Here is a 24,190-nt window from a genome sequence, read left to right on the forward strand (position 1 = left end):
GCACAGTGGAAGGCTTCCGCGCCTGCATCGGCAGCGGCGGCTCGTCCAGCGCAGCGCCAGGGTAATGGCGCCACTATAATTGTGATAAATCGATAAGTGCGCAGTAATCAGGAAATCATAAATGACAGCGAAGGAAGCGGTACCTGTTCGCGGTAATGATCGCGCAGACGATGACTTCTCCATCATTGAGCCCGTCGGCTTCACACCAGTACAGGTAGAATCCGGCGGTAGGAAGCTTTTGCTGTCGCCGCGCGCGCTGACCATTGCCGGATTCCTGCTCCTGGGAATGTTCGCGCTGGTCTATCTGCTGATCGCCCGCTCGCTGATTTTCGAAACCAAGCCCGCCGACGCCGATATCAGCGTCAGCGGCCTCGCGCTGCGCCTCGGCGACGGCCATCTGGTCCTGCCCGGCCACTACAGTTACACCATCAGCGCCACCGGCTACCTGCCGAAAAGCGGCGAGGTGGAAGTCACCGCCGACGGCCACAGCCGCCATGCCGTCACCCTGGAAAAGTTGCCGGGTCATCTGCAAGTCATCAGCGACCCGCCGGTGCCGGTGCGCATCCTGGTCAACGGCAATGAAGTGGCGAGTGCCAATGGCCTGGCAAAAAATATTCCCGCCGGACAGAAACGCATCACCGTGGTGACCGAGCGCTACCTGCCCTTTACGAGAGAAATCGAGATTGAAGGCCTCGACAATACCCAGCGCCTGCAGGCCTCTCTCAGACCCGCCTGGGCCAACGTGCGCATCAGCAGCAATCCGCCCGGGGCAACTGTCACCGTCGAAGGCGAAATACTGGGGACTACGCCCCTGAATGCCGAGCTGATCCAGGGCGACAGGGTCGTCAGCCTGTCGCTGCCGCAACACAAGACGGTCGAAATTCCCGTGGCCGTTACCGCCGGCGTGGACCAGTCGCTGGCCCCGGTAGACCTCAGCGCTGCCGACGGCTTGCTGCGCGTTGTGAGTACACCCGAGGGCGCCGGTGTGACCGTAGACGGTGAATTTCGCGGCCATACCCCGCTGGAACTGGAACTGTCCCCTGGCGGCGAACATCGGCTGCGCTTCTTCAAAGACGGCTACGCGTCGGTAGAGCGCACCGTCGATATCGGCGCAGGTGTTGAGCGGGACTTGAATATCAACTTGAACGCGGTTTACGGCCGGGTGCGCATAACCAGCAGCCCAGATGACGCCCAGGTTTATATCGACGGCCGGCTGGCGGGCTCCACCGGCGAGACGTTCAATCTGCCCGCGCGCAGCCACAGCATCCTCGTCCGCAAACAGGGCTTTGAAGATTACGAAACCAGCGTGGTGCCCAGCGCCAAACTGGAGCAGACCATCCGCGCCGTGCTGCTCACTGCCGAGCAGGCGCGCTGGAGCAATATACCCGCCGAAATCAGCCACCCCGCTGGTGGCAACATGAAACTGATGCGACCCAATGCGCAATTCACCATGGGTTCATCGCGCCGCGAGCAGGGCCGCCGGGCCAACGAAGTGCTGCGGCAGATCTCCCTGACCCGCGCCTTCTACCTGGGAACCACCGAAGTCACCAACCGCGAGTACCGCCGCTACCAGCGGGCGCACAGTTCGAGCCACGTCAATGGCGTCAGCCTGGACAACGACGACCTGCCGGTAGTCAACGTCAGCTGGGCCGACGCCGCGCTGTTCTGCAACTGGCTGAGTGAACGGGATGGCCTGAATCCCGTCTACCTGACCGAGCGGGACCGCGTTATCGGCTTCGACGCCGGCGCCAACGGCTACCGGCTGCCCACCGAAGCCGAATGGGCCTGGGCCGCGCGCTTCGATCAGGGCTCCATGCGCAAGTTTCCCTGGGGCAACGATCTTCCGGTCAGAAGCAACTCCGGTAACTACGCCGACAACCACGCCGCCCAGCTGGTACCGGCAGTACTGCGCACCTACAGCGACCGCTACGCTGCCACCGCACCGGTGGCCAGCTACAGTGCCAACGGCCTCGGCATCTTCGATCTCGGCGGCAACGTATCCGAGTGGATACACGACCTGTACACCATCGGCACCGGCCTCTCGATGCGCCGGGAGGAAAACCCGGTCGGCCCCCAGGATGGCGACTATCACGTAATCCGCGGTTCCAGTTGGCGCCACGCCGGCCTGACGGAACTGCGGTTGTCCTATCGCGACTACGGCGCCGAGCCGCGCAACGATGTCGGCTTCCGCGTCGCGCGCTGGGTGAACTAGGAGGCAGCGTATGCAATGGCCCGTATTGACTCTCGCACTCTTACTTTTCTCCACGCCACTTGCCGCCGAGGAAAAGGCCGAAGAGGCGCAGGAGCACGAGGAAAAGCCGGTAGAGGTCGCGCAGGCCAAGCCCAATCCGCAGGCCGGTACATCTGACGCCGACGACTACAAGGCCTCGGAGGAAATCTCCGAGGACCTGTCGGTGTCCTATCCCGTCGATATCTAGGCAGCGAAGATCAACAAGAGCACCATCATGAAATTCAAATCTTCCGACTTTGTCTTCCAGCTGTTCGCGCTGCTCGGTGCGATCATCCTGGTGCACGCCATTTACGTGGCCATTATCCGCCCAAACGCGGATGCACTGATCGAAGAACAGCTGGCCCGGGAAGCCGCTGGGGAAACCTATATCCAGCAGCGGTCGCTCTACATCGTCATGCGCGACTATGAACAGGAGGCCTGCTTCGTCCTGATGCTCTGGGCCATGGCCATCATGGGTCTGAAGGCGCGCCGCAGCATGCGCGAGCGCCACTTGCTGGACAAGGCGCTGCTGAATGTCAGCGAGGGCACACCGATATTGCCGGAAGACGCCCGCGATCTGTCGCGGCCGATACAGGCGCTGCCGGAAGAAGAGCGCAATTTCCTGCTGCCGCGGGCACTGCTGACCGCATTGCAACGATTCGGCTCGACGAGAAACGTCGCCGCCGTATCCAACTCCGTCAAGGAGGTGTGCGATACCGAGGGCGACCGTTTAGACAGTGAGCTGGCCATGGTGCGCTACATCACCTGGGCCATACCATCGATCGGATTTATCGGCACGGTGCGCGGCATCGGCGAGGCATTGTCGCAGGCGCACCGCGCGGTGGAAGGCGACATCGCCGGAGTCACGGTGAGCCTCGGCGTGGCCTTCAACTCCACCTTTATCGCGCTGGTAATCAGTATCGTCATCATGTTTTTCACCCACCAGTTGCAGTTGATGCAGGAGCGCCTGGTTCTGGATACGCAAAACTACTGTGACACGAATCTGCTGAGATTCCTGAAGGTAAGTTAGGGCCGCCTCACTAGCAGCCCGTGGGAAAAGATCACCGCTTGCGGTCATTTGCACAAGAGGAAAGAACAAATGGGACAAGGCGTCCTGGAAATCAATGATTGCGGTCTGCGGGTATTCGTCGGTACGGATGAGGTACTGGAAAGCCCCGGCGTCGCCGTGATTGAACCGCAACAGATACTGGTCGGCACCGCGGCACTGATGCGAGCCCGCAGCCACCCCACCCGCGTGAACAACCAGTTCTGGCGCCGGCTGAGTCTCGAGTCGCTGAAGTCCGAGAACAACCGCTGCCGCCACCACGCCGACCTGGCTTACTGCCACCTGCAGGAAATCTCTGAACACTGCGACCTGCCCGGTGAAGTCATGCTGGCGGTTCCGGGCAATTTCACCCGCGAACAGCTGGCGCTCTTACTCGGCATCATCAACGAGAGCCCTATCCAAGCCGTGGGACTAGTGGACGCGGCCACCGCCTGCATCAGCAACCTGGCTCCCCGCGGCGTTCACCTGCATGTCGAACTTCAGCTACAGCAGACCCTGGTCAGCCGCGTAGCAGTCCACGAACACGCCACCCTGGATCTTGCGGAAACGGTGAACGACGCCGGGCTGCAGAATTTCCAGGATGCCTGGGCCCGGGTATTCACCGACGCCTTTATCATGCAGTGCCGCTTCGACCCGCTGCACTCCGCCGAGGCGGAGCAGCAGCTCTATGACCTGATGCCACAGTGGGTCAACCGCGCCATGCGCCAGGGCGAAGTCCTGGCAGAACTGGAGGACCGCACAGCGAAAGTCAGCCTCCGCCAGCTGCAGGATGCCAGCGCGCCCATACTGTCGCGGGTCCGCGCCATGCTGGATAACCTCGCCGGTACCGGCAGTGTGGTTTTCGTCTCCCACCGCTGGGCTGAGATTCCGGGCGGCGCCCAGCTGGCCGAGCGCATCCATCTGCTGCCGCACAACTGCGTCGCCCTGGCAGTGGCCAAGCGCTGGTCGGAAATTCACAGCGAGACCTCGGCGCTGCGCCTGGTCAACGCCCTGAGTGCAGCTCCGGCCAATGAAGTGGCCATCCAGGTGCACAGCGCCACCGAAGCCGCGGCAACCCATCTGTTGTTCGGCCACCGGGCCCTGGCGGCGCAGCAACCGCTGTTCGTCTTCTGGCAGGCAGGCAAGTTCAGCATTACACCGACACCGCCGGAACACCCCGCGGCAACGATAACCAGCCACGCCGGCAGGCTGGCCCTGCGCGTGGACGCCGGCACCCGCTTTATGCTGAACGGCGAGGAGATTGCCGCACCGGTCAACCTCAGCGCCGGTGACAGGATTGGAATTGCGGATTTCGACGAAGTCATTACCGCAATCAGCGTGGAGCAGTATGGCGCGTAAGAAACGTCGGTTTTCCACTTTCAGCCTGTCGTTTCTCGACATTATGTCCTGCGGTTTCGGCGCCGTGGCGCTGATCTTTCTGATCATCAAGCACGGCTCTGATCACGAGATTGAAACCGAGACCCAGGATCTGGCGGCGGAAGTCAACCTGCTCCAGGAGGAGGTGGAATTCGGCCGTGAACACCTGGTATTGGCCCGCAATACCCTGGACGTCACCAGTGATGAACTGGCCGAAGCCCAGGGCCTGGCGCGCCGCATCATTGAGCAGATAGATGCGATCAAGGGCAATATTGCCGAAATCGACAGCAGCGACGAGGAGGAAGATATCCAGCGCCTGCAGGACAAGCTGAAGAAGCTCGAGCAGGCCAAGAAGGAGCTGGAGGAGGAAAACAAGAAACTCGGCAACAATGTGCGCAAGTTCGTCGGCGACGGCGATCGCCAGTACCTGACCGGCCTGCGCCTGGGTGGCGAACGCATTCTGATACTGCTCGACGCTTCCGCCAGCATGCTGGGCGACGAGCTGATCAAGGTGATCCGCACCCGCAATATGTCATCGCGGGTCAAGCGGGAAACGGAAAAATGGCGCCGCGCAGTCAATACGGTTTCCTGGTTGACCGCACAGTTTCCGCAGGACAGCCAGTACCAGATCTATACCTTCAACACCAGTTTTCGCGCCGCCATCGCCGGCACCGAGGATCGCTGGCTGAATGTCGACGACCGCGATCAACTGGACCAGGCGATCAAAGAGCTGGACAAGATCGTGCCGGAAAACGGCACCAGCCTGGAGCGGGTATTCAATGCCATCAATGCCATGTCACCGCTGCCGGACAATATCATCCTGATCACCGATGGCCTGCCCACCCAGGGCATGAAAAAGCCCCGCGGTACCACCATCTCCGGCAGGGATAGGCGCGAACTGTTCCAGCGCGCGGTGAAAGTCCTGCCGAAGAATGTACCCATCAACGTGATTCTCGCCCCGATGGAGGGTGATCCCTTCGCGGCCAGCGAGTTCTGGAAGCTCGCCATGGAAACCCAGGGCTCCTTCCTTGCACCTTCGAGGGACTGGCCGTGAGGGCACATCTAGAAATCGTCACGAGCGAGTGGCTGGAGGTGGCCGCCGGAGCGCAGGAAGCGGAGTGTACTTTAGTACATGAGCATTCCGAGCACCGCCGGACGCCGCCAGGCGCGCGCGCAGTAGATTTATGGAGGTGCCCGTGAGACGTAACCGCAACAAACGGGGCCAGGACGAGTTCAGCATCTCCTTCCTCGATGTGATCTGCTGCGGCTTCGGTGCCATTGTGCTGCTGCTGATGATCGCCAAGACGGCGGAACCGATCGTGCTTGAAGAAGCCGAGGTGGACCTGGATGGCCAGGTAAAGGAGCTGCAACATCAACTGGCAGAAATTCGCGGCGAGACCACGGTCCTCAACCGCGACCTGAATGCCAAGCGCGAGCAGCTGGACATAGAGCGCAGCCGCATCGCGAATCTGCGTGGTGAACTGGACACACTCCAGGCCCTCTATGCGAGCAAGACAGAAGGGCAGAGTGAAGAGGGCAAGCTCAAGGGTGAACTGACGGTGGCGCTGCAGAGCATCACCGACGAAATGCGCCGCCTGCTCGGCGAGAACTACCAGCGCAAGAACAACGTGATTGGCGGCATACCGGTGGACAGCGAGTACATTCTGTTCATCATCGATACCTCCGGCAGTATGTTCAATTACGGCTGGGACAGGATGATGAGCGAAATGGTCAACACCCTCGACCTGTACCCCAATGTCAAAGGCATCCAGGTAATGAACGACATGGGGGACTACATGTTCTCCAACTACCGCAATAAGTGGATACCCGACACGCCGGGCCGGCGCCAGGCGATTCTGGAACGTCTCAGATCCTGGAATCCGTTCAGTAATTCCAGTCCGGTCGAGGGCATCCAGAAGGCGGTGCGGAGCTTTTACGATCCCAGCAAGAAGATCAGCATCTACGTGCTTGGCGACGAATTCACCGGCAAGTCCATCCGCAATGTCATGCTCGCGGTGGACAGGGTGAACGCCCAGTATGGCGAGGACAAACGCAATATTCGCATCCATGCCATCGGCTTTCCGATTCAGTTCTCGCGTCCGCCGCATTTGCAGACCACCGGGCTGAGATTCGCCGCCCTGATGCGCGAGCTGACCTACCGCAACGGCGGCACCTTTGTTGGGTTAAATGATTTTCGATAGCCGGCAAGAATCCGGTAGAGAGAAATCGAGGAGACAGACATGAAGTACCCAGGAAAAGGATTTTCGACACTGGTGAAAATCACCTTGCTGGTATCTGCGCTGCTGGCAACCGCCTGTTCCCACACGGTACATGTGGATGGCAGCTACCCAAAACCGGTGGGACAACAGCATCCGCTAACGGTAGGCATTTATCTCAGCGATGATTTTCGCAACTTCACTTATCGCGAAGACAGTGAAGACCGCGATGAGTGGAATATCAACACCGGGCGGGCCCAGAAAAATCTCTTCGAAACGGTACTCGGCTCCATGTTTACCGAAACCATTGCCCTTTCCCAGTACCCACAACAGCTGCCGGGTAACGTCGAACTCGTGATCGTACCCGAGATTCGCGAGCTGCAGTTCACCATGCCGCGCGAGACCCGCGTCAACATTTTTGAAGTCTGGATCAAGTACGACATGCACGCCTACAACCCGCAGGGCGAATCGGTTGCGAACTGGGTCATTACCGCCTATGGCAAGACTCCGACGGCTTTTCTGAAATCGCAGGAGGATGCGCTCGCCCAGGCCATCAATGTGGCACTGCGGGATGCAGGTGCGACCCTGTACATGGGTTTCGCAAAGGTTCCCGAGTTACAGGCACTGCTTGCCAGCAAGCAGCGCGCCCTGTCCCTGCAGGAAACCAATACAACGCAAGCTGATACTGTGGAATAGCCGGAGGTTGTCGTGTTCAAACCAATTTTTCTATTTAGCCTGGCACTGATCAGTGGCTGCACCACCGTGGTCATCGACGAATACCGCCGCAGCGATGGCGAACTGGCGGAGGGAGACTCCGTGGTAATTCTCGGCCGGCGCCACTCCAGCGAATACGAGACAGAGCCGGACCTGATCGACTGTGTCGGCAAGCAGCTGCACGATCCGGATCGCGGCGTCAATGTCATTGCGGAAAAGCAGTTTGTGGACGCCATGTACCCCTGGTTCGAACCCCGCACCGCACCCATGCATGTGCGCTCACTGGACCGTCTGATGGAAAATCCGAATGTGCGCGAGCGCATGGAAGCCTATGGCGTAAAATATATCGTGTGGATCGATGGCTCCACGGAAACGACCGCCAGCGCCGGCTCCATCGGCTGCTCCATCGGAACCGGTGGTGCGGGCTGCTTCGGCTTCGGCACCTGGGATAAGGAGTCCGATTACGAAGCATCCGTGTGGGATTTTCGCGATCAGGAGCTATCGGGCAAGCTCAGTGCCGACGCCAAGGGCACCTCCTACATGCCGGCCATAGTCATACCGATCCCGCTGATCGCTCGCGTCCAGAACAATGCCTGCAAGGGCATGGCCGCACAACTGCAGCAGTTCCTGCTGCCTTCACAGGCTACCAGTTCTTAGGGGCCCAGTACCGCACAGGAAAGAGGGAGAGAACGAGCGATGAAATATTTTAATAAGATACTCATTTGCACCCTGATCGCAGCATCTGCCGGCTGCGCCTTCAACCCCGCCACCAACCGGCCGGATCTGGTGCTGATGTCGGAAGAGAAAGAAATCGAAATCGGCGCGGAGATGCATCAGAAGCTGGTGGAGAGCACGCCGATTTACAATGACCCCGTACTGAATGCCTATGTCGAACACGTCGGCCAGAAAGTGGCCGCGGCCAGCGACAGGCCTGACATCAAGTACCACTTCACGATCATCGACAGTCAAGATATCAATGCCTTCGCCTTACCGGGCGGCTATGTCTATATCAATCGCGGCCTGCTTACCTATTTGCATTCTGAAGCGGAAATGGCGGCAGTACTGGCCCACGAAATCGGCCATATAACCGCCCGCCACGCCGTGCGACAGAAAACCGCCGCGACCGGCGCCGGAGTCGCTTCGGTACTGTCGGTGCTGGTAACCGGCAGCGGCGTCGTCGGCGATGTGGCAAATCTGTGGAGCACCGCTGCCGTGAAGGGTTACGGCCGCGACATGGAACTCGAGGCCGACCGCTTTGGCGCGCAGTATATGTACAATGCCGGCTACGATCCCCAGGCCATGATCAACGTCATCGGCCTGCTAAAGGACCAGGAGACTTTCTCCCGGCGTCGCGCCAGAGTCGAGGGCAAAAAGCAGCAGACGTACCACGGCGTCTTTTCCACGCACCCCCGTAACGATATCCGCCTGCAGGAAGTGGTGAAAGCGGCCGGTGATCTTCCGGAGGACAAGAAGATTACCAAGGTCGAATACTACCGCGAAAAGACCGATGGGCTGGTGTACGGCCAGAACGCGCAGCAATCGGAAAAAAACCGCTACAACCACCAGCGGCTCGGCTTTTCCCTCTTATTCCCGGAGGGATGGAAGGTAGAGAATCAGCGCGCCGCCATTGTCGGTACGGCGCCCGATGGTAAGGCGGCGATCACCATCAAGGTGGCGCAGCGCAAGGATAACCAGCCCGCGGACATGGCGCTGCGGGAGGTCTACGATGTGCGAAAGCTGGAGCAGGATGAAAAGCTGAACCAGTATCGGCTTGAGGGTCACACCGGCAAGCTGCCGGCCGCCGAGCCGGAGGATCCCGATCGGGTTGCCGTCATCTACTACGGCAGCCGCCAGTATATCCTCGAGGGCAAAATCACCGACGGCGCCGCCCGGAATGCAGAATCTGTCAATGAGTATGACAATCTTTTCCTAACGAGTATTCGCAGCTTTCGCCCCTTGCGAAAGACTGACATTATCAAACCGGATATCAAGCGTGTTCGCTATGTGCAGGCCAACGAGAAGACCACCTTCGCATCGCTGGCCAGACATATGGAGATCGGTGAATACGCAGAGGAGCAGCTGCGCCTGCTGAACGGCTATTACCCACGTGGCGAACCCAAGCCGGGAGAGTGGATCAAGATAGTGCAGTGATTGTTTTCGAAGCCGCCCCGGGGCACCAGCTGCCCCCGGGGGGAGCAGAATCCGGCGCTGAAAAACCTGAAAAGTCGCACACCCCTGTAGCAGCGAGATGACTAACGGATAACGACAAGAAGCAGAATCCCAATAGCAGTACCGATAACAATAAGGAGCACGCTATGTTCGGCCTGATGATGCAATCCCAACTCACCCTGACTGGTATCATGCGCCACGCGCGGAGCAATTTCCCCGGCAGCGAAATTGTCTCCGTCACCGCGGACAATCCTCACCATCGCTACAGCTACCGCGAAGCTTTCGACCGCGCCGCGCAGCTGGCCAATGCCCTGCAGAAACTCGGGGCTCAGCCGGGCGATCGCATCGGCACGCTGGCCTGGAATGACTATCGTCACTTTGAACTCTACTACGCCACCTCCTGCAGCGGTCTCGTCTGCCACACGATCAACCCGCGCCTGTTTCCGGAGCAGATCGCCTATATCATCGAGCACGCCGAGGACCGCTGGCTGTTTATCGACCCGATGTTCGTGCCGCTGCTGGAGGCGCTGTCCGGGCAACTGTCCACGGTCAAGGGCTATGTGATGCTCACCGACAGCGCCCATATGCCCGACACCAGTCTGCCCAACGCACACTGTTACGAGGAGTTGCTGGCTCTCGAGCCGGCCGAATTCGACTGGCCGCAATTGGACGAAAATAGTGCGGCAGCGCTCTGCTATACCTCTGGCACTACCGGCAACCCAAAAGGTGTACTCTATTCCCACCGCGCCATGGTCCTGCACACCTACGGTGTGCTCCTGCCCGATGTGTTTGCTCTGCAGGGCGACGAAGCTGTTTTGCCGGTGGTGCCAATGTTCCACGTCAACGCCTGGTCCATTCCCTATGCGGTGCCGGCGGTCGGCGCCAAGCTGGTATTTCCCGGTCCGAAAATGGGCTGTGGCGAGACCCTGAGCAAACTGATGCAGCGGGAAGGCGTCACCATTGCCGCCGGGGTCCCCACGGTGTGGCTGGCACTGCTCAAGCACTTGCGCGACAGCGGCGAGACCATCCCCAGCCTCAACCGGGTGGTGGTGGGCGGCTCCGCCTGCCCCTGGAGCGTCATGCAGGAATTCGAACAGCAGCACGGCGTTTACACTCACCACGCGTGGGGCATGACGGAAATGAGCCCACTCGGCACCTACAACGCCCGCATCGCGGAGACGGTGCCCGCAGAAGAGGCCAGGGCCCTGCGCCTGAAACAGGGCCGCGCCGCCTACGGCGTCGAGATGCGCATCGTCGATGAGCGCGGACTACCGCTGCCCCACGACGGCGTCGCCTTCGGCGCTCTGCAGGTGCGCGGTCCCTGGGTCTGTGAACGTTACTTCAAGGCAGAAGAATCCGCCCTGACCGCTGACGGCTGGTTCGATACCGGCGATGTGGCCACCATCGATCCGCGCGGCTACCTGGGCATTACCGACCGCACCAAGGACGTGATCAAGTCCGGCGGCGAGTGGATCTCCTCCATCGAGCTGGAAAACTTTGCCATGACCCTGACCGGCGTGGCCGAGGCCGCGGTAATCGGCGTCCCCCACGACAAATGGGCCGAGCGCCCGCTGTTGATCCTGGTCGCCGCCCCCGGGGCGGAACTGGATCCAAAGGCAGTGCTGGCGGCCTTCCACGGCAATGTGGCTAAGTGGTGGATTCCGGACGACTGCGTGGTGGTCGACGAACTGCCCCATACCGCTACCGGAAAGATCAGCAAGAAGGATCTGCGGGTGCAGTTCGCCGAATATCGCTGGCCGGAGGAGGCAACGGCATAATTCGACTCTGCGGCATTCTCGCGATGCCGCTGCGGTTTATGGCCAAACCGTAGCGGCGATTCTTTCCCCGAGCCTGACTTTTTGCTCGCAGCGCCCCTCCCTGATATGCCACTGTCACATTTTATTGATAAAAACAGCGACTGACTGCCTGGGACGCACTGGAAAGCCATGCTTAAGAATGCCCTTTTTGCCCTGTTAGCCGGCGCGGCGGCCGCAGCCAATGCGGCCGATGTCGCTGCCGCCAACGCCGAAGACAACCCCAATGCCGACACCCGCAGACCGCTAGTCATTGCCCATCGCGGTGCCTCCGGCTATCTCCCGGAGCACACACTGGAAGCCAAGGCACTCGCCTATGCCATGCGACCGGATTATATCGAGCAGGATCTGGTGCTCAGCAAAGACAGTCACCTGATCGTGATGCACGATATCCACCTGGATAACACCACCGATGTGGCAGCGATCTTCCCCGGCCGTGCGCGCGAAGACGGGCACTACTACACCATCGACTTCACGCTCGCGGAGCTGAAGACACTGCGTGTGACCGAGAGCTTCATCAATACCGAAAAAGGTCAAACCGCCAAATATCCGCATCGCTTCCCGCTCTGGCAATCGAGTTTCCAGCTATCCACACTGGATGAGGAGATCGAGCTGATTCAGGGGCTGAACCGCTCGCTGGGCTACGATGTCGGCATTTATCCGGAAATCAAGAAACCTTACTTCCACCACCGGGAAGGCAAGGATATTGCCGCATTAACACTCGCCAAACTGAAGCAGTACGGATACAGCGGTAGAGATCGGAAAATTTACCTGCAGTGCTTCGATGCCGAGGAGCTGCAGCGCATCAGACACACGCTGATGCCGCGCCTGGGCATGGACCTGCCGCTGATTCAATTGATCGCCGCCACCGAGTGGGGCGAGAAGCGGGTCGAAACTGATGGAATCCAAGGCAACTACGACTTCGACTGGATGCTCAAGCCAGGCGGACTCGAGAGGATCGCCGGCTATGCCGACGGCATCGGGCCCTGGCTGCCGATGCTGGCGCAGGTCGATCGCGGACAGCTGCAAGCCACCGGCCTGGCACAGAGGGCACGCGAACATAACCTCCAGGTGCACCCCTATACCTTTCGCGCCGATCCGGACCAGCTGCCGGAAGCAGTGGAAAGCTTTGACCGGCTACTCCATTTCGCGATAGCCGGTCTCCATGTGGACGGCCTGTTCACCGATCATCCCGACAAGGTGGCAGCCTACCTTGCGCAGTCGGCCGAATCGCAACCGCGCTAGACCCGGCACCGCCACGATCCACAGCGGCAGCGACTGCCCGCTAGCGGGCAACCTCCGCGGGGCCGGCATACTCGACCACGGTATTGCGGCCGCGTTTCTTGGCCTGGTACAGGGCCCTGTCCGCGTGTTTCAGCAGCGAATCTATCGTGGCCCCCGGCGCGCCACAGGCGATGCCGATGCTCGACGTGAACTGTAGCGCTCCGTCGGCAGTTTCCAGCGTGATCCTGGCGATATAGTCCCGCAGCCGCTCGGCGGTATGCAGGGCGTTGTTTTTATCCTCCGCAATCAGCAGGCCAAACTCCTCGCCACCCAGGCGGCCGAAAATATCCGATTCCCGAATCTGCCCCTGAATTGTCTGACTAAAGCAGCGCAGCGCCTCGTCACCGATACTGTGGCCATGGGTATCATTGATGGACTTGAAATGGTCTATGTCAAACATCAACAGGCATATCGGCTGCCCCTTGCGCCGCGCCAGCTTCAGATGCAGATCGGAATCCGCCAGAAAGCTGCGGCGATTGCGGACCCCGGTCAGAGGGTCGGTGCGCGCCTCCATTTCCGCCCGGCGCTTGGCCGACTCAAGTTCGCGGGTGCGCGCCCACACCAGCTCCTGCAGTTCGGCCTTCGATTGCTCCAGATGCCGGCGATACTGGCGTTCCGCGACCTGTTTTTCCTGGCGCAGACGCCGCACCTTGATGCCTATCGCGGCCATGATCGTCAGCATTTCCGTGAAGGAAGCAAATGGCGGCCAGTAATAATTGATGAAATTGTGTTCCACATACCCTATATCGCGGAACGCCTGCACCACCAGGCCCACCATCAGCAGACTCCAGGCCAGCGCGAACACAATGGCCTCCTGGGATCCCTGGCGCCAGCGCACTATGCCGACGATGGGCAATACCGGGTAAAACAGCAGGGCGATGGTGATCGTTATCAGGGCCAGCGGCTTTATCGCCAGCAGCGCACCTATAAGCAGCAAACACGCATTGGCCATCATCAGCAGAACGACGTAGTCCAGCTTTGGCGTAAACCTTCTGGTCTGGAGGAAAATACGCGCAAAAATCAGCCCGCACAGAATAGTGACCGCGCCACTGATAGACATATACCGCCATTCAAAATGTTCCGGCAGTAAATACTGGTGTGTATAACCCAGAATCGTGGCCCAGCCGGTAATTTTCGACAGGGCATAGATCGAATAGGCATAGTAAGTCCTGCTGCCGGTGGCGACACCACCGACCAGCGACAGCACCGACATCAGAAAGAAACCGCCGAACAGAAATGCGATAGCTGCGGTCTCGATGGTGTGGCTACTCCGGAGCCGGTCCGGGTTCCAGATGCGCATGCTCGGGAACACAAAACCCGCTTCATTGGAACTGAACTTGACCAGGAATTCCCGCGTTTCACCGGGCGCGAGCTCGACGGGAAACACAAAGCGGTTGTGCGGAACAGGGCGATGGGCGAACGGCCGGTTCATCGACAGGTTGTACAAGTGTTCGTAACCGGTATCGCCAGTCAGCGTCTTGTGGAACACATCGAGGTCGATCAGCTGGTGATCTACATATTCGATGTTCAGCGTGACGGTGCTGTCGTTGATGTTTCGCAGCGCGAAGTGGGACCAGAAAGCGCCCTTTTTCAAGCCGGTGGAGCCTGCGCTCGGAAGGGGGGCGAACTCGCCCTGCTCGTAGGCCCTTACCACGGCGGCCAGGCCTTGGCGGCTTTCCGGGTCGTGCCAGATTTCCTGTCGCCCGGTCAACGTGCCGCCATTTTCCCGACCATTGACTTCGACAGGCTCGCTGCCGGCAGCGCTGAGCGGCATAGCCAGCAGCAACAAAAATATCCCGGCCAGCGCATTGCACGGCAGCGCTTTCCAGCGCGAGGAAAATCCCTGTTTGAAGTGCATTCTTATCATCGTTATAGGGGTCGCGATTCGATTTCGACCGACACTGCGGTACCGAATTGAAGCGGCGGCGCAGCTGCGTAATCGGGTACATCGAGAGGTCAGCAGTGGGCAAGATTACTATAGATCTTTCGCGCAAGTAATTTGAATAAGGTGACAGAGTGGTACTTTTACGCCGTCGAGGCCGCGCAAAATACAGATAAGGCAGGAATGGCAAAGGGATTGGAAAGGCCGCTCAATGAGCGGCCTTCTCGCCTACTCAAAGCTGGAGAAATCGGCGGGACGCTTCTCCATGAAGGCGGTGGCGGCCTCCCTGAATTCCGCCGAGGACAGGCGCTGCTGGAAATGACTGCCCTCCTCCCGCATGCACTCCAGGCCCCGCTGCTGGATACCCTGGCGCAGCAACTGTTTGGTCAGGCGCACCGCTTCCGGTGCCTTTGTCGCCAGTTCGGCAGCGGTTTCGCGGGCGCGAACCAGGGCTTCCTCGGCGGCGACGGCGGCGTTGCAGATGCCCAGCTCCACCGCCTCTTCCGCGCCGAACTTCTTGCCGAGCAGCAACAGCTCTGACGCCTTCGCATGGCCGGCGAGACGGGGCAGGAAGAAGCTGGAGGCATATTCCGGGCACAGCCCCAGGTTCACGAACGGCATCTGGAACATGGCGTCGCGGCCAGCGAAAGCCATATCGCAGTGCAGCAGCATCGTCGTGCCAATGCCGACCGCAGGGCCATTGACGGCGGCCACCACCGGCTTCGGGAAATTGTAGAGCGCGGCCATGAACTGCCACACCGGAGAGTCGGCCCCGGATGCGGATCCGCCGAGGAAATCCATCAGATCGTTGCCACTGGTAAAGACACCCTCGGCACCGGCAATGATGGCGACCCGGATCGCGGCGTCTTTCGCGGCATTGTCGAGGAGCTCTGCCATGGCACTGTACATGGCCATGGTCAGGGCGTTTTTGCGCTCGGGGCGATTGATGGTGATTTCCAGCACGCGGTCGCTGACCCGAGCCTGGATTTCTGCACACGAACTTTGCATGGTGATCTCCGGATAGCGAATTCTTCAGGGGCAGAGGTCCGCCCCCTAAACGGCAAGCCGTTTATTCAGGAGCACTCATCTTAGCCGCTCCCGGCGCGCGGGCGAGTTCAGAATCGACCACATTGGTTGACGCCAACGGCCGCCCGCCGCAGTGGCGGCGCTATTTCCTGGCCACGGAATCCCGGCGCAGCGGCTGGCACATGCAGTGCACACCGCCACCTCCGGGCGTGATCATGGAGATATCCGGGTCGATAACCTCGAGACCGTGGGCGCGGCACTTTTCCGCGAGTCCCTTGTTGGCCTGCGGCAGCATGACACGGTCGTTGCCGAGCGCGACCACATTGACTCCCAGCTCCAGCACCTGCGGAAAGGGGATATCGATAATTTCGATATTGCGGCTCTTGAACCACTGCACCAGTTCCGGCTCCACCGCATCCACGCAGATGGCGGCGAGCTTTTCCGCAAGCATCGCCACCAGCACATCGATATGCAGGAAGAAGGGGTCGAACGGATAGCCCTTTACTTCCCAGCCCTCCTTTTCCACCCAGCCCTTCATCTGCTCGAAGCCTTCCTTGCTGGTGCGCTCCCCGGAATAGCCACACAGGATGACGCCGGGCTCCAGCACCATAAAGTCGCCGCCTTCGAGGGAACCGGCGGTGATCACGTCGTAAATGGGGATATCCAGTTCCGTGTATTTCTTCACGATGGGCACCCACTCGCCGCGCCGCCAGGGGCTGTACATCTGGGTGACGATCGGCCCCCAGGGCGTCATCACCGACGAGTCGCGGCCGTAAATCTGGTACGGCATGCTGCTGTCGGGCGGGATGATGTGGGTATTCACACCCGCGTGGCGGTAGGCATCGAGCATCTCCGCATGCTGGGCGGCTGCCACCTTGTGATCGAACTTCATGCCGAGGCGCTCGGCGCGGCGCGCGCTGGCGTTGCCGGTGCGCCAGCTGAAATTGTCCACCGGCCCGATAAGCACGTCGCGCAGCAGGCCGTACTCGGAGTCCATGCCCCAGCTTTCCAGGGGCTGGGTACCGCCATTATCCCGGCGGTGTTTCAGGGTGAATTCAGTCATCAGTTCCGTTCCAGATTCTCAATTAACGTCCGTGCGCGCCCTCGGTGAGCGCTCACTGTGGAAAACATTCGGCTGCCATCAGGCTACGCCGGCCCTCGAGAGCATTGCGTGCAGCAGCACATTGCAGCCCGCTTCCAGGTGCGCGGGCTCGGCCGCTTCGGCCTCGTTGTGGGACAGGCCGCCGGCACAGGGCACAAAAATCATCGACACGGGTGCCACACGGGAGACGTACACCGAGTCGTGGCCGGCACCGGAGACCATCTCGCGGTGGCTGTAGCCCAGGCCTTCCACCGCCTCGGTGACCGCCTCGATACAGGCCTCGTCGAACGCCACCGGCGGCGAGTGCCACTCCTCGCGCACATCGATAGTGGCCCCGGTCGCCTCCTCGACCTGCTCCGCCAGCCGGTAGAGAGTGCGGTGCAGATGCTCCAGCCCCTCGGGTTTCGGGTGGCGCAGGTCGAGCGCCAGCACGACCTTCTCCGGCACCGTGTTGCGGCTGCCGGGTTCCGCGCGCAGGTCACCGCAGGTCATGCGGGCATCGTCTGAGTAAGCCTTCACTTCGCTGTAGAGTCGCTCGCACAACCATGCCAGGGCCTGTACCGGGTCGCGCCGGTCGGCCATGGGCGTGGGACCCGCGTGGCACGGGGTGCCGTAAAAGGTGACGTCGTACCAGCGGATGCCCTGCACACCGGTGACCACACCGATGACCTGGTCCTGCTTTTCCAGGATCGGGCCCTGTTCGATATGGGTTTCGAAGGCGGCGGTGATCGGCATGGGCTCCACCGGCGCATCGCCCAGATAGCCGATGCGCTCGAGTTCTGCGCCAATGGTAGCCCCGGACTTGTCGGCACGGCTGTGACCGTATTCGAGACTGAACTCCCCGGCCCAGACACCGGAGCCGATCATCGCCGGGGAAAAGCGCGCGCCCTCCTCGTTGGTCCAGACCACCACTTCCAGTGGCGCCCTGGTCTCAATCCCCTTGTCCTGCAGCGTGCGCAGCACTTCCAGGCCTGCGAGCACGCCGTAGACGCCGTCGAACTTGCCGCCGGTGGGCTGGGTATCCAGGTGGGAACCGGTGATCACCGGGGGCATATCCGGGTCGGCGCCGGCGCGGCGGGCGAAGATATTGCCCATGCGGTCGATGCGGATTTCGCAACCGAGATCCCGGCACCAGCGCAGGAAGAGATCGCGGCCCTGCCTGTCCTCGTCGGTCAGTGCCTGGCGATTGCAGCCGCCGGCGGGGGTGGCGCCTATCCTGGCCATCTCCATCAGGCTGTCCCACAGGCGGGCGCCGTCTATTCGCAGATCATGCGCAGTATTTTCCATTCGGGGGGCTCCGGACCTTATAATGGCACCAATATTAATGTCTTTTCCGCAATTTTAGTTTTGATCGTCGGCGCATAAAGAGAGCTTTATTTCGCAACTGATCAAAACGCAATCAGGTGTTAGCTTTCTATGACCGTTACCTATAGCTCCTACCTAAAAGTAGACGACCTGCTGCAGTGCCAGAGACCGCTGTCCGACGGGCCGGAACACGACGAGCTGTTGTTCATTGTCATCCACCAGAGCTACGAGCTGTGGTTCAAGCAACTGCTGCACGAACTGGATTACCTGGTGCGCCTGTTCAACGCCGGCGACCGCAACCGGTCGCTGCATACCCTGAAGCGCGTGGATGCCATCTATCGCACCCTGATCCAGCAGGTCGACATACTGGAGACACTGACGCCGCTGGAATTCATGTCTTTCCGCGATCGCCTCTCCACCGCCAGCGGCTTCCAGTCGTTCCAGTTCCGCGAACTGGAGTTCCTCTATGGCGCCAAGGACGCGAAGAAACTGGAAAACTATGAGCCTGGCTCAGATCACTACCTGCGGCTGCAGAAGCGCCTGCAGGCACCGACCCTGTGGGATGCCTTCCTGAAGTTCCTGGCCCACGAAGGGCACCAGATTCCCAAGAGCGAGCTACAGCGGGACTTCAGCCGGGTGGCCGAGCCGTCGGCCGCCGTGCAGAAAATTCTGATCGACGTTTACCGCAACGATCCGCTGGTCAGCGAAATATGTGAAGCGCTGGTGGATATCGACACCTCGCTGCAGCAGTGGCGCTACCGGCACGTGAAGATGGTGGAGCGCACCATCGGCAGCAAGATGGGTACCGGTGGCTCCAGCGGTGTGGGCTACCTGCAGAGCACGCTGTTCCGGCCGGTGTTTCCGGACCTGTGGGCGATCCGCTCGGAGTTTTGAGCCGAGACGGGCCCCGGTCCGCTGACGGGCTTTCCGGGGGGAGGCCCTGCGCCCAACCCCCTATAGCCAACAGGCGCCATTTTGGAGACACAAAAAAAGCCAGCATTTGCTGGCTTTTTTGTTGGGGAAGCGACGAAGTGTCTTACTTCTCGTAGGGCACCAGAGACACCTGGATACCCGGGCTCACTTCCTTGGCCGCATCGGCGATCTGCACATAGGTGTCGGCACTGGACTTGTTGTGCGCGCGCACGATCACGATCGCCTGCGGGTTTTCCGCGTAGAGCTGGGCGATGCGGGCGCGGACAGCGCGAGTGTCGATGCGACTGGTACCCATCCAGATCTCGTCGTTGGCATTCACGGTCAGCAGAATGTTCTGCTTGTCGGGATCCGGCGGAGTCTCAACCTGCTGATCCGGATCAGGCACGTTCACGTCCAACGCTTTTTCTTTCACAAAGGACGCCGTCACGATGAAGAAGATCAGCATGATGAACACAACGTCCAGCATGGGCGTCAGGTCAATATCGGCTTTGTCTTCTTCTACGGCCTTACCGCGTCGTCTACTCATAAAACACCGTACAGTTATCTATTGCGAATGGCGCCGGATTGACCGGTCTAATCAGGTGGGCAAGATTGCCGCGAAATTGCCAGCATTGCAAGCCCAACCTGCGCCACGCGAATAAAATCCTTAAAAATCAATTAGTTGCAAACCATCCCCGCCAGCGAAGATCGTTTTTTGAGCAGGCCGACCGACTACCTTCCGGCCAGATAGCCCTGATAGTCCGGCACTTCGCGCTCGAATGCCCTCTCCATCAGCGCCGATTGCACCATCATATCCGCACTGCTGGAGTTGCAGGCCACGGGGATATTCCACACGGCGGCGATGCGCAACAGGGCCTTGACATCCGGGTCGTGGGGCATCGGCTCGAAGGGGTCCCAGAAAAAGATCAACACGTCTATCTCCCCCTGGCATATCTTCGCTCCCAGCTGCTGGTCACCGCCCATGGGGCCGCTGAACAGCTTCTCCACCTGCAAACCGGTGGCCGCCTCTATCTTGCTGCCGGTAGTGCCGGTGCCCAGCAATTGGTGCCGCTGTAGCAGTTCCCGGTGGCGACTGCACCACTCGATCAGGGCGCCCTTGCGGTTGTCGTGGGCGACCAGCGCCACACGTTTGGTCGCCGGCAGCGGCTGAGTAATGAATTCCATCCGATCCTCGATGCTGTGTCTTGCTTCTTTATTATCCCCACGGCGCAGGGAGTCAAACCGGCCTCCCGAGCCCCGATATGAGGGTGACAGCTATTCTACCCGCGCCCGCAACCCCTCGCCTCCCCCCTGGAATAGAGATCCCCCGGGACAGAGAAAAGTGCTGGCCGGTATAATGCGCGGCTATTCGCACCTATACGTATTAAGGACATCAAACAATGAGTGTCGGAGCCTGGGAACCGAAAGAGAACCCGCAATCAGATGGTGACAGTGAGGAGTTCAATCGGGAACTGTTACAGCGGTTTATCGCCGCCGCCCGGTCGCCATCGCCGCTGCAGCAATCGCTGCAGGAGGAGGATCGACTGGCGTCCAGTCTGATGCGGCTGCCGGCTGAGCGCTGGCTGGAAGAGAGTCAACACTGGGACAGCGAGCAGCTGTGGCAACTGATTCGCTTCTTCACCCTGGCGGAAATGCAGCTGCCCGGCTGGGACGCGGGCCCGGACTCACCGGTAATACCACTGGCGAAAGCCCTGCGACGGCGCCAGGCATCGCTCAACCGGGAGCAACTGCTGTGGATCAAGCAGAACTCCGACAACCGCTTCCTCCCCTACGGACCGCTTTGATGGGTTAATGATGGGTGGTCAGTGGTTAATGGCGGGAAACTCAGTCCCCTCTGATCACCGACCACCGACCAGCAACCAGCAACCAGCAACCAGCAACCAGCAACCAGCAACCACTCAATCCTCCAGCCGAAACAGCTGCCCCCGCAACTGCTCGACATCGCCGGGGATGCGGTAATTAGCGGGCAGGTGTCGCCAAAGCACAAACCCCTCGCTATCCAGCAACCACTGGCTGGGACGAATGGCCGCTGACAACCGCGAAGACAAACGCATCGGCACCCCACCGCTGGCAATAAAAGGCTGGTTCGCCGGTGCCTCGGCACTGAGTTGCAGCAATTCAAACTCAGGTGGCTTCGGCAAACGGCTCGAACAGCGGGCGGGATCCTCGCCAGTGATAATTACCAGCCCGACGCCTCTCTTTTTAAGTGCCGGTAGCAGTTCGGGCAGCTGCGCCAGCTGCGCGCGACTATCCGCGCAGAAGCTACCGCGCAGGAAAACAAGGACCAGACCCGCGAAATCACTCAGACGTGCATATTCCGCCGCATTCCAGCTATTCCCAGCCGCGGTTACCAGAGCCGGAAAGCTCGCATCGACCGCCGGCATATCCGGATGACGAAATGCACTGAGATGGAACAGGTAAATCAGCAGGATAAACAGGTTGTAGATTGCCAGGTAAACCGGCTGCCCCTTTTCACTGTCGCTGAGCAGCGCAATGGCCAACCCTGCCAATACTGCCGCAAAGGCAACGGGTTCGCGCAGATCACCGCGATATTTTAACGGCCATCGATAACGCAACAGCATCCACACCGGCAGCGCCCAGGCGTTTATTAGCAGCCCCAACCAGGCGATATCACCGGTCGAAAAATAGTGGAAGGCGGCCCAGAAGCCGCAGCCCCAGAGCCAGAAAAAAGCGATTGCGGTAAAAAAAACCTTAAATTTATTCATTACAGAGTAAAAATGCCCTTAAAACACTTGCATTCAAGCATACAAATAAGCTGCAATTAGCGCGATGATTTCGAGGGGCCTCTCTGTCAATTGTTTTCAGCAAAATAACTTCATAAAGCGCAGTGCGAATCGGCGCGGTGAAAACTGAGAATAATTGATAGAGGTGCCCCTTCATCTACAACAATACTTACTACAGGGATATTTTATGGCTGCACGTAAAAAAAGTCAGACAACGGTAAGCGCTGTCGCCAAAATGGAGGCGGAGCTGAGCTCTCTGAAGTCCAAACTGGCAGAGGCCCGCGCCAAGCAGGAAAAAGACGCGGCTTCCACCGCGGACAAACTGTCCAAGGACGCCGCCAAGGCTGCCGCCAAGGCCAAGACAGCCCAGGACAAGGTAAAAGCTGCCCGTGCGAAGAAGAAGTCTGCCGCTCAGCAGAAGCAACTGAAGGCCGCCCAGGCCGCGGCAGCCACCGCCAAGAAAGCCGCAGACAACGCCAAGGCCGCCGCCTCCGAAGCCAAGGCACAGCTGGCCTCTCTGGCTGCGGCAAACAAGCTCGCCGACCAGATCGCCAAGGCCGTAGCCAAGGAAGAAGCTGCCGTAGCCAAGAAACTGACCGCTGCTGCCAAGAAGCAAGCTGCTGCTGAGGCCAAGAAGGCCGCGGCCGCCGCCAAGAAAAAAGCGGCTGCCGAGAAGAAGAAGGCCGCTGCTGCAGCGAAGAAGAAAGCCGCTGCCGACAAGAAAAAAGCTGCCGCCGCGAAGAAGAAAGCCGCTGCCGCCGCGAAAAAGAAAGCCGCTGCTGAGAAGAAAAAAGCCGCCGCCGCGAAGAAGAAAGCCGCTGCTGCAGCGAAGAAGGCCGCTGCCAAGGCCAAGACTGCTGCGAAGAAAGCCGCTACCAAAGCCAAGACTGCCGCCAAGAAAAAGGCCGGTCGCCCGAAAAAGGCCACTACCAAGAAAGCCCCGGGTCGCCCGAAGAAAGCCGCGGCCAAGAAGGCTGCGGGCCGCCCCAAGAAGACTGCTGCCAAGAAGTCTCCGGGTCGCCCGAAGAAGGCTGCCACTGCGAAGACCCCGGGCCGCCGCGGTCGTCCGCCGAAGGCCAAGTAACACGGCCGCTTCATTTCTGGGAGATCTACCTCGCCCAGACACAAACCCCGGCAATTGCCGGGGTTTGTTTTTTAGCAGGCTATCAAAAGAGTACTTTTCGACAGCGCGCTGCTCCCAAAACGGAGGTTCGGGCCGCAGATCGACCTAAATGCTAGATCTGTCTGGAGGGTTTGCAGATTTGCGCGGCAAACCCGGACTGACAAAGGCCATCGAGCGCCTTTCCACCGTCTGACCGCCTGACCACCTGTTAGGTGCGATTCAGGCGCAGCCGCTCAATCTGGTGGTCGCGCCCGAGCTCGAACACGCAATCCGCGCGCGCCGGCATTTCCGACAGCAGGTTGCGGGTAATCCGCTCATAGTGCTGCACGAAGCGCTCCAGCTCGTCATCACTCATGCCGCCGCCGCTGCGCGCGCGCAACTTCCGCTCCTGCAACCGGCGCCACTCCAGCACGCATTCCATGTCCGGCACCTTCAGCATCAGCAGCAGGTCCAGCCGCGCAAACAGTGCCCGGTAGGGCCCGGTCAGTTGCTCGTTGACATAATTGCGCCAGATTCCGTGCGGGTCCTCGCGCTGCTCCAATGTGTTGATGGGGTCGTCCGGACCCTGCCAGGGCCTGGCGCCGACGCACCAGCCCTCGAACAGCACGATATCCGCTGAACCCCGGTGGATCGGCCAGTCGGCGCGGGGCGCGCGGTCGTCAACGGATTTGTCGAACAGCGGGAGCGGTATTTCGCTGCAGGCATCCGCAGCACAGAGTGAATCTATGGTATCCAGCCCTAACTGCACATCGTGAGTCCCGGGCACGCCGCGGGTCTGCAACAATGGGTGCACGACCCGCGCCAGCCGCCGGCGTTCGGCCTTGGTGAGATAGATATCGTCCAGAGAGAAACCACAGCTGGCGAGCCCCATCTGCCGCCATACAAGCTGCAAAAAATCTGTCAGCGTGGACTTGCCAGATCCCTGGCCGCCGCAGATGCCCACAACCAGCGTGCAGTCCTGCCGCCGCTTCCCCGCCAGCCACACAGCCAGCGGCAAATAGTATTGATCGATTACCCGATGAAATGCGTCGGGCAGCTGCTGGTCACGGACAAACTGGTCGACCTGCGGGCGCAGCTGCTCGCGCAACGCCTCCGCCCGATCAGCTATCGCCTCCGGCCAACCCGCAGCCCCATACTCAGCATTCATGCGGCACATCCCTGTGCCTCACCCGCTTCGCGGGCAGCCTGCGGCTGTGCAAATTTGGCTCCAGCCGCTCCAGTTTTTC

General features: G+C 60.2%; 22 protein-coding genes. 14 read left to right on the forward strand and 8 right to left on the reverse strand.

Annotation, left to right across the window (positions count from 1 at the left end; translation table 11 throughout):
• Positions 1-121 precede the first annotated feature (121 nt).
• The 11 genes from RRF64_RS16005 to glpQ all read left to right on the forward strand — a co-directional run bounded on the left by RRF64_RS16005 (position 122) and on the right by glpQ (position 12,810).
• Complete coding sequence (locus tag RRF64_RS16005) at positions 122-2,212, forward strand: PEGA domain-containing protein (RefSeq protein ID WP_323846916.1); 2,091 nt, start codon at positions 122-124, stop codon at positions 2,210-2,212.
• Positions 2,213-2,222: 10 nt separating this feature from the next.
• Complete coding sequence (locus RRF64_RS16010; RefSeq protein ID WP_323846917.1) at positions 2,223-2,438, forward strand: hypothetical protein; 216 nt, start codon at positions 2,223-2,225, stop codon at positions 2,436-2,438.
• Positions 2,439-2,465: 27 nt separating this feature from the next.
• Positions 2,466-3,260: a MotA/TolQ/ExbB proton channel family protein gene (locus tag RRF64_RS16015; RefSeq protein WP_323846918.1), complete on the forward strand. Its 795-nt coding sequence runs from the start codon at positions 2,466-2,468 to the stop codon at positions 3,258-3,260.
• Between the two features lie 69 nt (positions 3,261-3,329).
• The gene (locus tag RRF64_RS16020; protein ID WP_323846919.1) at positions 3,330-4,634 is read left to right on the forward strand and encodes a hypothetical protein; all 1,305 of its coding nucleotides are present in this window, start codon (positions 3,330-3,332) and stop codon (positions 4,632-4,634) included.
• A complete protein-coding gene (locus RRF64_RS16025; protein ID WP_323846920.1) occupies positions 4,624-5,706 on the forward strand; it encodes a vWA domain-containing protein in 1,083 nt (360 codons plus the stop codon). Before RRF64_RS16020 ends, RRF64_RS16025 begins: the two co-directional genes overlap by 11 nt.
• A gap of 142 nt (positions 5,707-5,848) precedes the next feature.
• A complete protein-coding gene (locus RRF64_RS16030; protein WP_422732636.1) occupies positions 5,849-6,853 on the forward strand; it encodes a vWA domain-containing protein in 1,005 nt (334 codons plus the stop codon).
• A gap of 39 nt (positions 6,854-6,892) precedes the next feature.
• Positions 6,893-7,564 carry a hypothetical protein gene (locus RRF64_RS16035; protein WP_323846922.1) on the forward strand — a complete coding sequence of 224 codons (672 nt, stop codon included), beginning with the start codon at positions 6,893-6,895 and terminating at the stop codon, positions 7,562-7,564.
• 12 nt (positions 7,565-7,576) lie between these two features.
• Positions 7,577-8,239 carry a hypothetical protein gene (locus tag RRF64_RS16040; RefSeq protein WP_323846923.1) on the forward strand — a complete coding sequence of 221 codons (663 nt, stop codon included), beginning with the start codon at positions 7,577-7,579 and terminating at the stop codon, positions 8,237-8,239.
• Positions 8,240-8,278: 39 nt separating this feature from the next.
• The gene (locus RRF64_RS16045) at positions 8,279-9,733 is read left to right on the forward strand and encodes a M48 family metalloprotease (RefSeq protein WP_323846924.1); all 1,455 of its coding nucleotides are present in this window, start codon (positions 8,279-8,281) and stop codon (positions 9,731-9,733) included.
• A gap of 164 nt (positions 9,734-9,897) precedes the next feature.
• Entirely contained in the window at positions 9,898-11,529 is a 1,632-nt protein-coding gene (locus tag RRF64_RS16050; RefSeq protein ID WP_323846925.1) for a long-chain-fatty-acid--CoA ligase, read from the forward strand.
• Between the two features lie 168 nt (positions 11,530-11,697).
• The gene (glpQ, locus tag RRF64_RS16055) at positions 11,698-12,810 is read left to right on the forward strand and encodes a glycerophosphodiester phosphodiesterase (protein WP_323846926.1); all 1,113 of its coding nucleotides are present in this window, start codon (positions 11,698-11,700) and stop codon (positions 12,808-12,810) included.
• A gap of 40 nt (positions 12,811-12,850) precedes the next feature.
• Here the strand turns inward: glpQ and RRF64_RS16060 are convergent, their stop codons facing one another.
• The 4 genes from RRF64_RS16060 to RRF64_RS16075 all read right to left on the reverse strand — a co-directional run bounded on the left by RRF64_RS16060 (position 12,851) and on the right by RRF64_RS16075 (position 18,146).
• Complete coding sequence (locus RRF64_RS16060) at positions 12,851-14,707, reverse strand: sensor domain-containing diguanylate cyclase (protein WP_323846927.1); 1,857 nt, start codon at positions 14,705-14,707, stop codon at positions 12,851-12,853.
• Positions 14,708-14,959: 252 nt separating this feature from the next.
• Positions 14,960-15,739 carry an enoyl-CoA hydratase gene (locus tag RRF64_RS16065; protein ID WP_323846928.1) on the reverse strand — a complete coding sequence of 260 codons (780 nt, stop codon included), beginning with the start codon at positions 15,737-15,739 and terminating at the stop codon, positions 14,960-14,962.
• Positions 15,740-15,899: 160 nt separating this feature from the next.
• Positions 15,900-16,820: a dimethylarginine dimethylaminohydrolase family protein gene (locus tag RRF64_RS16070; RefSeq protein ID WP_323846929.1), complete on the reverse strand. Its 921-nt coding sequence runs from the start codon at positions 16,818-16,820 to the stop codon at positions 15,900-15,902.
• 78 nt (positions 16,821-16,898) lie between these two features.
• Positions 16,899-18,146: a Zn-dependent hydrolase gene (locus RRF64_RS16075; RefSeq protein ID WP_323846930.1), complete on the reverse strand. Its 1,248-nt coding sequence runs from the start codon at positions 18,144-18,146 to the stop codon at positions 16,899-16,901.
• 129 nt (positions 18,147-18,275) lie between these two features.
• On the opposite strand from RRF64_RS16075, the gene RRF64_RS16080 reads away from it, so the two are divergent.
• Positions 18,276-19,058: a tryptophan 2,3-dioxygenase gene (locus RRF64_RS16080; protein ID WP_323846931.1), complete on the forward strand. Its 783-nt coding sequence runs from the start codon at positions 18,276-18,278 to the stop codon at positions 19,056-19,058.
• Positions 19,059-19,200: 142 nt separating this feature from the next.
• Here RRF64_RS16080 and RRF64_RS16085 read toward each other — a convergent pair whose 3' ends face one another.
• Both RRF64_RS16085 and RRF64_RS16090 read right to left on the reverse strand, forming a co-directional pair.
• Positions 19,201-19,623 (reverse strand): ExbD/TolR family protein, encoded by a 423-nt coding sequence (locus tag RRF64_RS16085; RefSeq protein WP_323846932.1) that lies wholly within the window; start codon positions 19,621-19,623, stop codon positions 19,201-19,203.
• A gap of 185 nt (positions 19,624-19,808) precedes the next feature.
• On the reverse strand, positions 19,809-20,261 hold the full coding sequence (locus tag RRF64_RS16090; RefSeq protein WP_323846933.1) for a methylglyoxal synthase: 453 nt from the start codon (positions 20,259-20,261) through the stop codon (positions 19,809-19,811).
• A 215-nt stretch (positions 20,262-20,476) separates the two neighbouring features.
• On the opposite strand from RRF64_RS16090, the gene RRF64_RS16095 reads away from it, so the two are divergent.
• The gene (locus RRF64_RS16095) at positions 20,477-20,881 is read left to right on the forward strand and encodes a hypothetical protein (protein WP_323846934.1); all 405 of its coding nucleotides are present in this window, start codon (positions 20,477-20,479) and stop codon (positions 20,879-20,881) included.
• A gap of 114 nt (positions 20,882-20,995) precedes the next feature.
• Here the strand turns inward: RRF64_RS16095 and RRF64_RS16100 are convergent, their stop codons facing one another.
• Positions 20,996-21,823: a hypothetical protein gene (locus RRF64_RS16100; protein ID WP_323846935.1), complete on the reverse strand. Its 828-nt coding sequence runs from the start codon at positions 21,821-21,823 to the stop codon at positions 20,996-20,998.
• 205 nt (positions 21,824-22,028) lie between these two features.
• Here RRF64_RS16100 and RRF64_RS16105 point away from each other — a divergent pair, with 205 nt between their 5' ends.
• On the forward strand, positions 22,029-22,925 hold the full coding sequence (locus RRF64_RS16105; RefSeq protein ID WP_323846936.1) for a hypothetical protein: 897 nt from the start codon (positions 22,029-22,031) through the stop codon (positions 22,923-22,925).
• A 247-nt stretch (positions 22,926-23,172) separates the two neighbouring features.
• Here the strand turns inward: RRF64_RS16105 and RRF64_RS16110 are convergent, their stop codons facing one another.
• A complete protein-coding gene (locus RRF64_RS16110) occupies positions 23,173-24,111 on the reverse strand; it encodes a phosphoribulokinase (protein WP_323846937.1) in 939 nt (312 codons plus the stop codon).
• Positions 24,112-24,190: the final 79 nt, after the last annotated feature.

This window comes from Microbulbifer magnicolonia, from assembly GCF_035117725.1.
GTDB classification, from domain to species: domain Bacteria; phylum Pseudomonadota; class Gammaproteobacteria; order Pseudomonadales; family Cellvibrionaceae; genus Microbulbifer; species Microbulbifer magnicolonia.